Origin of the sequence: Clostridium aromativorans (assembly GCF_020908015.1) — a bacterium.
GTDB lineage: Bacteria > Bacillota > Clostridia > Clostridiales > Clostridiaceae > Clostridium_B > Clostridium_B aromativorans.
In genome coordinates, this window is sequence record NZ_JAJJPB010000050.1 from 1 (window position 1) to 11,131 (window position 11,131).

Here is an 11,131-nt window from a genome sequence, read left to right on the forward strand (position 1 = left end):
GGAGAAAGTAAATGCGGATACCGTAGTATTCGAGTACCTGGACCGGTTTCCTAAAATCAAGGGCAGCAGAAACAAGAGAATAAGAATGAAACTGCAGATGTGGACAAAAATTGCAATACAGAACAAAGTAAAGCATAAAGCCCACAGTGCCGGCATGAGGTTCAGCAGGGTAACGCCTAAAAATACATCCTTGTTGGCCTATGACGGGAGTGGCAGTGTTAAAAGGAATAAGGACAACTTTAGCCTGTGTACTTTCAGCACGGGAAAGCAGTATAATTGTGACTTGTCTGCAAGTTACAATATAGGTGCTAGATATTTTATAAGGGAGTACCAAAAATCCATACCTGCAAAGGAATGGTCGGAAGCTGTGGCAAAAGAACTGGGGCTTCTGCGAAGAACTCAGAGCACTCTGGCCACATTGATTAGTTTGGCAGGAGTAGTGCAGATAGAAAAATAAACTGCTTAATTCTTCCGGCAACAGAAGAAATACTCAGCTAAACTGTATTTGTGGAAAAGAAGTCTGCCTGTCAAAAGGTAGAAGCCTCTTCTATACTAACCTGTTTAGTTAGGAGGGGAGGGTTCACACTATTATAAAATAATGGGCATATTATATTTATAGGACGAACATGTAATATTTTAAATAAATACTTCATAAAAATTAAAACAGATGATATATAGCTAATGAATTTACTCTTTAATGGTGAAAAAGCCGAACAATATGATATAATATATTTGTAGAGTGTTGTCTTGAAAGGAGAATTATAATGCTTGATAAATATGATAAAGCTATAAAAACCGCTGAAGGAAACATAAAGCATGAAGGTATGTATCTTACAGAATATGAAAAAAATCTGATAAAAAAGTCTTTAAAAAAAGAACTTTCTCATGACGAATTTTTAAGACGTGCTTATCAGGTTGCTGTTAAATAACGGAGATTAAATATGTATGATATTTCAGGAAATAATGAATATCGTTCGTTGTATTATTATAAAGATGTAGATGTTTTAAAGAATAAATTCAATATAAAAGATGCAGATAAACTGGAAAAGATGGAACGAATCCTGTCATCGCAAAGACTTTCTGAATTAGCAATAAATCCAATAAAGGGTAACTTTGATATTGAGCATCTGTGTGAAATCCACAAGTATATATTTCAAGACATATATGAATGGGCAGGGCAGTTGAGAAATGAAGATATTTTTAAAGGTGGTGAATTTGCACCATCTTATTTATTAAGAGATGCATTGGAAAATGAGATTTTTAAACCTTTAAAAAAAGATGATTATCTAAAAAATATGAGCAGGAGAAATACCTCTGATAAGATTGCTTTTTACATGTCTCAGCTAAATTTTGCACATCCATTCAGAGAAGGCAACGGTAGAACCCAAAGAGAATTTGTTAGAAATTTAGCTTTTTCTAATGGATATATTCTAGAATGGGATGGTGCTGAGCCTGAAGAACTTTTAGAAGCTACAATTGAAGCAACTAGAAAATATAAATATGAACATCTATCAAAGATTATTTTTAGATTATTAAAATAATTTAATTGTGTTTGGAGATAAAAAAATGATCCCTACATTGAATAGGGGTCATTTTTTTATTTAAAATAGGCTATGATTAAATATATTTTGCTTAATATGTGGAAATTTTTATTCTTTACAGGTAGGAGACTTATCAGTTGTATTTTATGTAAAAAATCTACCAGTTCCCACTAACTTTCCTATAATAATATAATTAACTATGATTATTGGTTTCATTGATGTGCTTTCAGGTTGAAGTTTTATATAATTTTCTTTTTTAAAAAATCTCCCCATGACAATTTTATTATCAAGTAAAACAGATGCTATTTCTCCATTTTCAACATGATCTGTCTTCTCAAATATAACCATATCTCCAATGAGAATTTTTATTTTAGCCATGCTTTCATCATAAGCTTTAATGATAAAGAGGTTGTTCATGTTTTCCGTGTAATCTACTGGAATTGGAAGTGATCCCTTTATATTTTCTGGTGAAAAAATAGAATCACCTATAATTATGCTATCTATGATAGGAATATTTACCATTTTCTTTTTATTGGAACTATTTTTGGGGATTCTTATAGTCCTGGGTTTAAAAGGATCTCTTTTTATAAGGCTATCTTTCTCTAAAGCATTTAAATAATTATGTACCGTAGATGTAGAATTCACCCCCACAGCTTTGCATATTTCTCTAACAGAAGGAGAATAGTCTCTTTCTTCGATATATGATTTTATAAATTCGTATATTTTTAATTGATTGATTTTTTTAGTATCTGACATAAAAACACCTCTCGAAAAAATGTAGATATAAACCTTAGATTAAATCAGTAATGCTCTGAGTAAAAGTATTGAGATTTTTATCCATATGTTCTCCATAATTTATATGTGTTCGATCTTGAGACCATTCACAAAGGAAATAACATTTCTTACCAAATTCTTTTTCTATTTCATATGTAAAGTATCGTATGTTATAGTCTTTATCAAAAACGATGCCTATATAAGGGGTCTCCGTACTTTCTCTAGCTTCAGGAATTTCTATAACTATAAGAGAATATGAGTTTTTGATGTTATTTAATAGATTGATTTTAAAACTGGGAGGAGCATTTCTAATTCCTTTTTCAATGACTATACTATTCCAGCCTTTCTTCAGGATAGTACTGAAAGAGTCTCCTTCTTTTTTTATTTTTTGAATAAATTGTTTCCTATACTTGAATAATGAAATCGGAAAAATCACATGGGAGAACTTATAATAATCTTCTCTGTATTCCATACTATTACCACCTTTTTATGTTGTTTAATACCATATTATCGAACACATGTTCCTATGTCAAGAGTCAATATGAGCTTTTATTTTCGAACTAAAAGACAATATCCAGTGTATTCTAGAAAATGCTGTGGTTTTAATATTTATATCAAAAAGTAAAAAATAAGGTAAATTATATTCCAATTTTAAATAAATTTTAAGCATAAAAACAGGTCATTTTTAAAAAATAAATTAACATGCAGATTTATACTATACTGGACTCAGGTTAAGGTTGGAGGTAATAAAAATGGTGGTAAGGAGAAAAAAAGGAGGCCTTTCATATATTCTGGCTGTTGTCCTGATGCTGTATATAACAGTTAAGCTCATTTCAAGTTTTGAATACGTAGCATATGAATTCAAGGAGCTTTTAGTAGATACCAATACTCAGGTAATATACATAGATGAAAATAACGAGTAAGGGGTGGTCATATGAGAATATACACGAGGGGCTCACCTTGGTGTAAATAAATATAAGGAGGATATATAGATGAGTATATCTGCTATGAAAAAGAGAAAATCCAAGAAAGGCGGACTTTCAACCATAATAGCTTCTGTGTTTATGGTTCTTTTGACTATATATGTGTTCACTTCAGCCATTCACCCAACAGCAGTTGCAATAAAAGATCAGGGGCAGGATGCAGGACAAGCCATAGTTGAAGAGAAAGCCAACATTATAGCTGATTTTCTTCCTACTACATTCGTAGATCCAACAAATGCTGGAGAGTAAATAATTAAAAAAGACCTCTAACCAGGTCTTTTTTAGTAAAAATAGTAATGATATTTATACGACAGATAAGGTGGTGATCTTTTGAATAAAAGAGGAGGGCTTTCAGTTATACTGGCATCCATAGTAGTTTTATTTGTACTTTCAAACATAGTTTTAAATATATTTATAGGGTTGTCTGAGATAAATACAGTAGGGAATTTGCACGGTATTATACAGACGGAAGCTGATACTGCAGCCAATAGCAAAAAGGTTGATGGAGCAATATATCAGTTTTTTGACAGGGATGTTAAGGGATATCTTCCAGTTTTAAAAGAGTACACTACTATTTACACTGTGTATGAATACAAAGATGGTTCTATTACGGAAGTTGGCAAGACATATGGAAGTGGCAGTTTCAATATGGAACTGAAAACAGGTCAAATCCTTAAGATAACCATCAGGCAGGATAATGTATCCACCCTTCAGAAAATGAACAACTTGTTTACCGGTGAAGATTTACAGGGCAGAATAATTGTATCAGGAAAGAGGGTGGTAAATTGAAAATCAATAAAAAAAGAAGCAAAGGAAGCGCTCCCGGTTTCATATTGATGGGTATGTTTTTTATTATATTTTTTATTGACTGCTACCTCGTAATGAGTCATTATGCACACATAAGAAATGAAAAATATATAATAAGCAGCAGGATAGAAAGTTCATATAAGCAGCCTGTGAATACATATCAAAATGATTTTGAGCAGTTCTGTGCAACGAGAGATTTTATAAATTCAAGCTATGGGCCATCGGAAGTGTATATCATATCACCTGCAGGTTCAGCTTTTAATGTTGATTATATTGCAGGTTCGTCAAAAACACCTCTAAACAGCAGCCCAATGGATGCTAAAAGTATAATTGCCATACTCCAGGGAAAAATTGAAGATGACGTCCAGATGGAGAAAATCAAAAATTATTTGAATTCAAATCCTGAAAATGTTCTAGTCTTTTACAAATTCAAAAACAGTTCAGTTAATATTAAAAAATCTTTCAATATCCATAAATAACCTAAATTCAACATATATCAAAATGTATAAATAAGGAAGTGTAAAAATGATTCTTTTAGAGATTTTATTTTTGCTTGCCATGACTTATGCCGCAGTTTGTGACTGGAAGGACAGAATTGTATATACAAAAACATGGATTGCAGCTTCAATTATTTCATTGTCCATAGCTTTACTCAAAGGATACAGCATACATAAGATGCTTGCCTATTCCCTATGGTTCTGTTTATTTTTGATTATCATGGATATAGTATGCACGATAATATACAAAATTAAGGACAGGCCATTTCTTGTAAATAGAAATTTAAATGCAGTGGAGGCAGTTGAGAAGGCCGAAGACAATCCGACGCAGGAAAATATAGATATGGCCAGAGGATTTGTGTTTGATTCCGGAAACGAAAAAATCCTAAGTTCTAGGTTGGACAAACTGCAGCAGGAATTAAACAAATTCATATCTCAAATTGAGCTTGTCAATAGATGCTCTGAAAAGGTAGCACTTGCCGAGATAAGCAATACTGGAGCTGATTTATATACGGCAGGTGCATTTCTTTCATGCAGTACCAAGAGTATTCCAAAGAAGTTCAGAAGAAATTTTTATAGGAGAATAAAGAAACTTGGGCTTTATAGGAAAATAAAAGAACTTCCAGACAAAATAGTTGATGAAAAATGTTATGGGATAGGATGGGGGGATATAAAAATATCTCCGGCAGTAACGCTTTTTTACGGCAGCCACGGTGCTTTTATAATGCTTTTGGTATTAATTCTCTCACTGCTGAGCCAGAGATTTATAAAACAGGACGATGACAGCATACCACTTGTAACATATATGGCCATAGGCTGTGTAATAGCATTTTTTATTAATTTATAAAGAGGTGGCTTATAGAATATGAATATTTCAGAAAGAGTCAAAGAGAAAATCAAACTTGTAATATCATCCATCGTAGTACTTCTTTTAGTTGTTGCTGTCTCATCGGTACTATCCCGAAATGTTTCAGGCAAAGTCAATGTGGAAGTGGTAGGCGATTCAATGCAGCCGACACTATACTCTGGAGAAAAACTCACTGCAGATAAGAACATTACTCAGATAAATAGGGGAGACATCATAATATTCAAATCAGTTGATGATAATAAGGTCCTTATAAAAAGAGTTGTGGGACTTCCGGGAGAAAAAATAAGAATCCAGAATGAAAAGATTTTTATAAATAACAAGGAACTCGCAGAACCTTACCTTAAAGAAAAAATGAACTCAGCTATGGACAAATATTTACCTGTAGATATGTTAATTCCAATTGAAGTATATTACGTCATGGGGGACAACAGGAACAACAGCAACGACAGCAGAAATTTCGGGGTTGTACCCATGAAATCCATAATTGGCAAAATTGAAAAGTAAAGTAACAGAAAGGAGGACATAGTGTTGTGATAAATTTAAAAAGCAGGAAAAAGGAAATTGGAATAGTGCTTGCAACATCTGCCGTATGGATTGGAATTATAGGTGCCACTTTCTATATTACAGGTTCCGTACCTTCACTAAAAGGTAAATATGTGTACAGTGTCAAAGCCGCAAAAAATATAACGGCAGGCAGTATTGTAAAACAATCGGATCTTAAAATTGTTAAAGACTCCATTTACAACAAGGTACCTACTTCATATGGCTATAATGAGACAAAATCCATAGTCGGGAAAATAACAGACAGGAACATATACAAGAATGAAAACATTAAAAAGGATGATATATCCGAGCCCACAAACGGTTTAAGGCCATGTACTCTTTCTGTATCGTTGGATACTTTAAGCGATAATTCCATAACATCGGGTGATTATGTGGATGTCATAGTGAACTATAAGGAAAAAGGCAGAAAACCGGATATCATAGTGTCTAAGGCGTTGGTTTCAAAAGTTGTTGATTCCACGGGAGAGCCAATGTCAGATCAGAAAACATCAGATCAAAAACAGATACCAGCCCATCTTACTGTTCTCGTAAATAATTCCGACATTTTATCTATTGAAGATGCAAAAAAGATAGCTTCCTTTAGTTTCTACAAATATCCATCTCAAAATACAGCTGCATCCAAGGTTATGTATATTCCATCATGGGATAAGCCGGTACCGTCACCTGCCCAACAAAGTTCAGATAGTGCAGCACAAAAATAAGATTTTTAATTAGGAGTGAGAATATAATGAAAAAATTAAAGCTATGGAAAAACATGTGGGTTTCAACTCTAATAATTTACATCATAGGTTTGCTGGGGCTTTTTAAAATAAAATGTATATTTCCAACTTTCGAAAGCTTTTTGTCTATAGCGGAAATTTCACTTGTATTAAGTGGTTGGATGATGATTTTTTGGTTCTCTGTGAAACTTATATTAAAAGTACATATAAGCTTTAGAGACTCCATGAAGAAATTAATTAACTCTTTAATAATGCCTTATTTTGGATTGGGATATATAATATTTCTTTGCGGTAATGATTTTTCTTTTAATGGAATGATGAAACTATTTTTCATAACATTAGTTATTCTTTGTATTCCTATTTTCATAAACGCATTAATTTGGCTGAAAAGTCATGTGAATTTCAAAGGAGAGATAAATGAAAGTGAGAGAAAATCATAGTGTAAAATGTATTAATTTTAGAAGAGGAGATGAAATCATATGTCGTTGGATAAACTTCTAAATTCAATAAAGGACATTATGCTGTCGGATAATTCGGATATTGAAAATCTCAATGAACTCATCAAGCTGGCATCTGCAGGAGATTTAAAAAGCAAGAATATGCTTAAAGTTTATATAAAAAAATACCTTGCTGATATTTTGGATAAGGAACATTCTACTGTAGATGGTTATATAAAGCAGTATCACATAAATTATTTTGAACCCGTATATAAAGGTGATGATAGGGATTATGGCAGGGTAATAAATTCTATCTGTATTTCCGGTAATTCAGATAGAGATAAAAAAATTGATTTGCTCATACAGATAATATACCAGGAACTATATGGCCTTTCAGTAATAGATCCATACAGTTATGGAGATATGGAGGGACTCAATGAGATAAATGTAAACAGTGCGGATTTTATAAGTTTTCAGGTAAATGGAAAGAGGGAGAGGGTAAAAAATCTATATTTTAAAGATAATAGGACATGTTTTGAGATCATAAAAAAGAGCATATCAAACTCCAGTGATGACGACTTAAGGCCGAACAATCCAGAAATAATATGTGACAACTTGAGCGGTGCAAGAGTAACGGCACTCATACCTCCATACAGCAGGGAACCTTCCTTAAATTTAAGGTATGAAGATTATAAATATATATCAAGCGAGAATTTAATCGTGGAAGGTACCTCAACAAAGCAGCTGGAAAGATTTATGGATATAATTATGAAAAGCAGACCCAACATACTTGTAGTTGGTCCCCAGAGTGCAGGAAAGACAACTTACCTTCTAAGACTTATATCTTCCATACCGGACAATTTGACACTTCTTACTATGGAATCATCTTTTGAACTTGCCATAAGAAAATATTTTCCGGATAAAGACGTCAAAAATTTAAAATTCCTGAACATAAAATCACCGATGGACTGCTTTAAAACCGGGCTTAGGCTTGGCCGTGACATTATGATAGATGGAGAAGTGAGGACACCTGAGGAGGCTTATATAACACTCCAGGCAATGACAAGACAAAATAGGGGCAGCCTAGGAAGCTTTCATACATCATCTATAAAAAATTTCATACCGGACTACAAAAATATGCTCATGCAAAACAATTCATACAAGAGCGAAGAATCTGCACTTTACGATATAGCAAGGGCGGTTGATATAGTTATATTCATAGCGCTGAACCTGGCCACAGGAAAAAGATATATACAGGAGGTTACTGAAGTAATCTTCAGACCTGAAAATTACCATATGCCATATGAATTGAATCCAATGTTTGAACGTAGAGAAGGAAATCTTGCCCTGATCAATCCAATATCCCAGGATTACTTAAATGAAGCTTTCAGTTTTGGCTTTACGGAAAAGTATATGGAAGAATTAAAGGCATTGTATGGTGAATGTGGAATAGATATGGGGTGCTTAAAATGATATTGAATAAAAAGACACTTACTTTGAAGTTGAACCTTTTCAGGAAAGATGCGTCAAGGCTTTCATCGGTGCTTGTCGGGATATATTGTATTGCAGTTTTGATTGCTTTTACGCTTATCATGCTACTCGACATCATATGGTACCTTAAACTTGTCTACATTGTATTTGCATTTGTACTGCCTGTTCTTGTCGGTGATTATATTATAAATTTCATGACATACAGGGTAATAAAAAAGATACCGAACAGCCTGGAGGAATTCCAGTACAACTTAAACAAATCATTTAAAATTGATACTGCAATAAAGGCCACATCTGAAAATTTGAAAGGACATATAAAAAGACCTTTTCAGATCCTATATTACAACCTCTCCAGAAATTCAAATACTGCTTTCGATGATTTCAAAAAAACATTCAATGATAAAAATATAAATGCCTTTTCCGAACTTCTAAAGGCTTATGTTGTCTATGGAGGTGACCTCAAGGAACTGAACAACCAGATAAGCAATCTCATTGTGAAAATGAGGGAAGAAAACATGTTTGCAGAAAAAGCCAGGGAAAAATTTTTGAAGTACAAGCTGGGAGCTCTATTCATGGTGGTGATAACTCTGCTAATGCAGAAATATATGAATGTAATTGTACCTGAAATAGGTCAATCACAAAATCCGCTTGATTCCATGAAATATGTATTTGTAGTCATATTTTACATAATATATTTTTTCTCAATGGACTTTTTAAGAAAGCTATAGGAGGGAGTCAATATGTCAAACAGTATAGGAAATTTATTTATTCTGGCAATTATAATAGCATGTTATGCCAGCTATTTACTTGATGCGAAGAATTTATTCAAAAACAAACTTTTGAAAAAAATTGTAAGGAAGGTACTTCCAAAACACAAGGATAAGGAATACAAGATTCTAGACAATCTGCTGGCTAAGTCTTCCCTTGACATGGCTGTACTGGATCTATATGTCATAAAAACAATTGCATTTATGGCAGCCTCTCTTCTTTTGTTCATGGTATTTATAACAAACACTCAGGTAAAGCAGAGGCAGGTATTTGAAACACCAGTATATTCGACTTATTCCCAAAATGATTTTCACAACAATCCTTCTACAAGACTCAAGAATTTCAATCTAATGAAAGTCCATGTTGATATCACTGGAATAAACAATAATGATGCAGGTTTTGAAGCAGTGAAAAGTGTATTATCAAAATATGGAGATGTAGATTCGGACAGGATCAATGACAGTTCATCAGTTGCCCTAAAAGATGCAGTATCTCTAAAGCCTTTGTATTCTGTTTCAAGAAAAATAAGATATGGTCTGTGGGCGGTAGTGTTCTTCTTTGTGCCTGATTTACTTTTAAAACTGTACTCCATTGTGATAGTGAGGAGAAAAGAAGAAGAGGTATACAACCTTGTCAATCTCCTGGTAATGGTGGGCAGCAATCCCAATGTGACTTCAAGGAACATGCTCAAGGCTCTGATAGACAATTCTCACTATTTGAAACCGTACCTTGTTGAATTTGAAACAAATTATCTTGTAGGCAGGGATGCCGCTTATGAGAAGTTTTTAAATGATGAAAGATACAAGTGCATATCAAAGATAATATCGGCACTGAGGCAGGTAGAGGAAAGTGATAAAACCTCCGCAGTCCATAATTTAAAGAGCGGAAATGAAAGCATTGAAAAATCAAGGAAATTAAACTTTGAGAATAAGATAGAAAAAAAGGAAGGCATTGCATTTGCCATATTTGTTGTAGGTGTATGTATTTTGATAAAGATTATTTTTGACATATCCATAGCTGGGATTTCCAATATGGGTAATATGAAAGTATGAACATTAAGATATGAAAAGGCTTATAAAGTTATTGTATTATATAGGCCTTTTTATTTATTCTTTTATAAAAATTATTCACCAAGTAAAAGCCAATTAAGAGATACATTAAGTGCTTTGGCGATTCCAATTACTTCATAATCAGCTACAAATCTGTCACCGGATTCAATTCTTGAAATGGATATTCTATCAAGCTTTATATTCATTAATTCTAATTTTGCAGCTAAGTCTCCTTGAGTCAGGGGAGGATTAAACATGTTACGGGCTTTTTTAACTCTAGTACCTATTACATTTTTGCTTCCCTTATACCAGTATATTTTCAAAGTAGTTCACCGCCTAATGTGCTAAAGATTAACTTTTAAATTGATTTTACATTTTTATATTGATACAATGTTGCTAAAGATGAACATTAAATAAAAAGGTTAGCAATAAATTTAGTAGTACCTTATTTAGGAAAATAGCCGAGAATCCTCCCATTTTCAAAGGGGAGATGAAAGGCTGCTATCAAAGTTACTATATGTATATGTTGAAAGCCTTTATTCTTTTGAATTATAGACTAATATATAATATACTATATGTATGAGTAAAAATAATATAATACATGCAAGAACCTGTGTATACAATGTAAATTAT

At 33.1% G+C, this 11,131-nt stretch carries 16 protein-coding genes and 1 pseudogene; 14 read left to right on the top strand and 3 right to left on the bottom strand.

The annotated features are described in order from the left end of the window. From LN736_RS18250 to LN736_RS18260, 3 genes and pseudogenes are all read left to right on the top strand, one after another. Positions 1-457, top strand: a pseudogene (locus LN736_RS18250) (IS200/IS605 family accessory protein TnpB-related protein); the annotation flags it as partial. A 307-nt stretch (positions 458-764) separates the two neighbouring features. Further along, complete coding sequence (locus tag LN736_RS18255; protein WP_179977707.1) at positions 765-929, top strand: hypothetical protein; 165 nt, start codon at positions 765-767, stop codon at positions 927-929. 12 nt (positions 930-941) lie between these two features. Further along, positions 942-1,541 carry a Fic/DOC family protein gene (locus tag LN736_RS18260; protein WP_150358537.1) on the top strand — a complete coding sequence of 200 codons (600 nt, stop codon included), beginning with the start codon at positions 942-944 and terminating at the stop codon, positions 1,539-1,541. Between the two features lie 144 nt (positions 1,542-1,685). Here the strand turns inward: LN736_RS18260 and lexA are convergent, their stop codons facing one another. Both lexA and LN736_RS18270 read right to left on the bottom strand, forming a co-directional pair. Next, positions 1,686-2,297: a transcriptional repressor LexA gene (gene lexA / locus LN736_RS18265; protein WP_150358536.1), complete on the bottom strand. Its 612-nt coding sequence runs from the start codon at positions 2,295-2,297 to the stop codon at positions 1,686-1,688. A 34-nt stretch (positions 2,298-2,331) separates the two neighbouring features. Continuing rightward, on the bottom strand, positions 2,332-2,787 hold the full coding sequence (locus LN736_RS18270; RefSeq protein ID WP_150358535.1) for a hypothetical protein: 456 nt from the start codon (positions 2,785-2,787) through the stop codon (positions 2,332-2,334). Positions 2,788-3,067: 280 nt separating this feature from the next. Between LN736_RS18270 and LN736_RS18275 the strand changes: the two genes are divergently transcribed. The 11 genes from LN736_RS18275 to LN736_RS18325 all read left to right on the top strand — a co-directional run bounded on the left by LN736_RS18275 (position 3,068) and on the right by LN736_RS18325 (position 10,501). Beyond that, positions 3,068-3,238, top strand: a complete 171-nt coding sequence (locus tag LN736_RS18275) for a hypothetical protein (protein ID WP_179977706.1) — start codon at positions 3,068-3,070, stop codon at positions 3,236-3,238. A 69-nt stretch (positions 3,239-3,307) separates the two neighbouring features. Next, the gene (locus LN736_RS18280) at positions 3,308-3,547 is read left to right on the top strand and encodes a hypothetical protein (protein ID WP_179977705.1); all 240 of its coding nucleotides are present in this window, start codon (positions 3,308-3,310) and stop codon (positions 3,545-3,547) included. 81 nt (positions 3,548-3,628) lie between these two features. Next, positions 3,629-4,087, top strand: a complete 459-nt coding sequence (locus LN736_RS18285) for a hypothetical protein (RefSeq protein WP_179977704.1) — start codon at positions 3,629-3,631, stop codon at positions 4,085-4,087. After that, positions 4,084-4,584 (top strand): hypothetical protein, encoded by a 501-nt coding sequence (locus LN736_RS18290; RefSeq protein ID WP_179977703.1) that lies wholly within the window; start codon positions 4,084-4,086, stop codon positions 4,582-4,584. Before LN736_RS18285 ends, LN736_RS18290 begins: the two co-directional genes overlap by 4 nt. Before the next feature lie 46 nt (positions 4,585-4,630). Continuing rightward, positions 4,631-5,449 carry a prepilin peptidase gene (locus LN736_RS18295; protein ID WP_179977702.1) on the top strand — a complete coding sequence of 273 codons (819 nt, stop codon included), beginning with the start codon at positions 4,631-4,633 and terminating at the stop codon, positions 5,447-5,449. Between the two features lie 18 nt (positions 5,450-5,467). Further along, positions 5,468-5,974: a signal peptidase I gene (lepB, locus tag LN736_RS18300; RefSeq protein WP_179977701.1), complete on the top strand. Its 507-nt coding sequence runs from the start codon at positions 5,468-5,470 to the stop codon at positions 5,972-5,974. Between the two features lie 26 nt (positions 5,975-6,000). Then, positions 6,001-6,735, top strand: a complete 735-nt coding sequence (locus tag LN736_RS18305; protein ID WP_179977700.1) for a CpaB family protein — start codon at positions 6,001-6,003, stop codon at positions 6,733-6,735. 26 nt (positions 6,736-6,761) lie between these two features. Then, positions 6,762-7,193 (top strand): hypothetical protein, encoded by a 432-nt coding sequence (locus tag LN736_RS18310; protein WP_179977699.1) that lies wholly within the window; start codon positions 6,762-6,764, stop codon positions 7,191-7,193. A 39-nt stretch (positions 7,194-7,232) separates the two neighbouring features. Beyond that, on the top strand, positions 7,233-8,663 hold the full coding sequence (locus LN736_RS18315) for an ATPase, T2SS/T4P/T4SS family (protein WP_179977698.1): 1,431 nt from the start codon (positions 7,233-7,235) through the stop codon (positions 8,661-8,663). After that, positions 8,660-9,409 (top strand): hypothetical protein, encoded by a 750-nt coding sequence (locus tag LN736_RS18320; RefSeq protein WP_229982172.1) that lies wholly within the window; start codon positions 8,660-8,662, stop codon positions 9,407-9,409. The genes LN736_RS18315 and LN736_RS18320 overlap by 4 nt, the downstream gene beginning before the upstream one ends. A gap of 12 nt (positions 9,410-9,421) precedes the next feature. Then, positions 9,422-10,501 carry a hypothetical protein gene (locus LN736_RS18325; protein WP_179977696.1) on the top strand — a complete coding sequence of 360 codons (1,080 nt, stop codon included), beginning with the start codon at positions 9,422-9,424 and terminating at the stop codon, positions 10,499-10,501. Between the two features lie 71 nt (positions 10,502-10,572). Here LN736_RS18325 and LN736_RS18330 read toward each other — a convergent pair whose 3' ends face one another. After that, positions 10,573-10,821, bottom strand: coding sequence for a helix-turn-helix domain-containing protein (locus LN736_RS18330; protein WP_150358524.1), 249 nt, complete (start codon positions 10,819-10,821; stop codon positions 10,573-10,575). Between the last annotated feature and the right edge of the window lie 310 nt (positions 10,822-11,131).

Coding starts and splice junctions, on each gene's coding strand:
- LN736_RS18255 (WP_179977707.1), top strand. CDS start 765: ATGCTTGATAAATATGATAAAGCTATAAAAACCGCTGAAGGAAACATA.
- LN736_RS18260 (WP_150358537.1), top strand. CDS start 942: ATGTATGATATTTCAGGAAATAATGAATATCGTTCGTTGTATTATTAT.
- lexA (WP_150358536.1), bottom strand. CDS start 2,297: ATGTCAGATACTAAAAAAATCAATCAATTAAAAATATACGAATTTATA.
- LN736_RS18270 (WP_150358535.1), bottom strand. CDS start 2,787: ATGGAATACAGAGAAGATTATTATAAGTTCTCCCATGTGATTTTTCCG.
- LN736_RS18275 (WP_179977706.1), top strand. CDS start 3,068: ATGGTGGTAAGGAGAAAAAAAGGAGGCCTTTCATATATTCTGGCTGTT.
- LN736_RS18280 (WP_179977705.1), top strand. CDS start 3,308: ATGAGTATATCTGCTATGAAAAAGAGAAAATCCAAGAAAGGCGGACTT.
- LN736_RS18295 (WP_179977702.1), top strand. CDS start 4,631: ATGATTCTTTTAGAGATTTTATTTTTGCTTGCCATGACTTATGCCGCA.
- lepB (WP_179977701.1), top strand. CDS start 5,468: ATGAATATTTCAGAAAGAGTCAAAGAGAAAATCAAACTTGTAATATCA.
- LN736_RS18310 (WP_179977699.1), top strand. CDS start 6,762: ATGAAAAAATTAAAGCTATGGAAAAACATGTGGGTTTCAACTCTAATA.
- LN736_RS18315 (WP_179977698.1), top strand. CDS start 7,233: ATGTCGTTGGATAAACTTCTAAATTCAATAAAGGACATTATGCTGTCG.
- LN736_RS18320 (WP_229982172.1), top strand. CDS start 8,660: ATGATATTGAATAAAAAGACACTTACTTTGAAGTTGAACCTTTTCAGG.
- LN736_RS18325 (WP_179977696.1), top strand. CDS start 9,422: ATGTCAAACAGTATAGGAAATTTATTTATTCTGGCAATTATAATAGCA.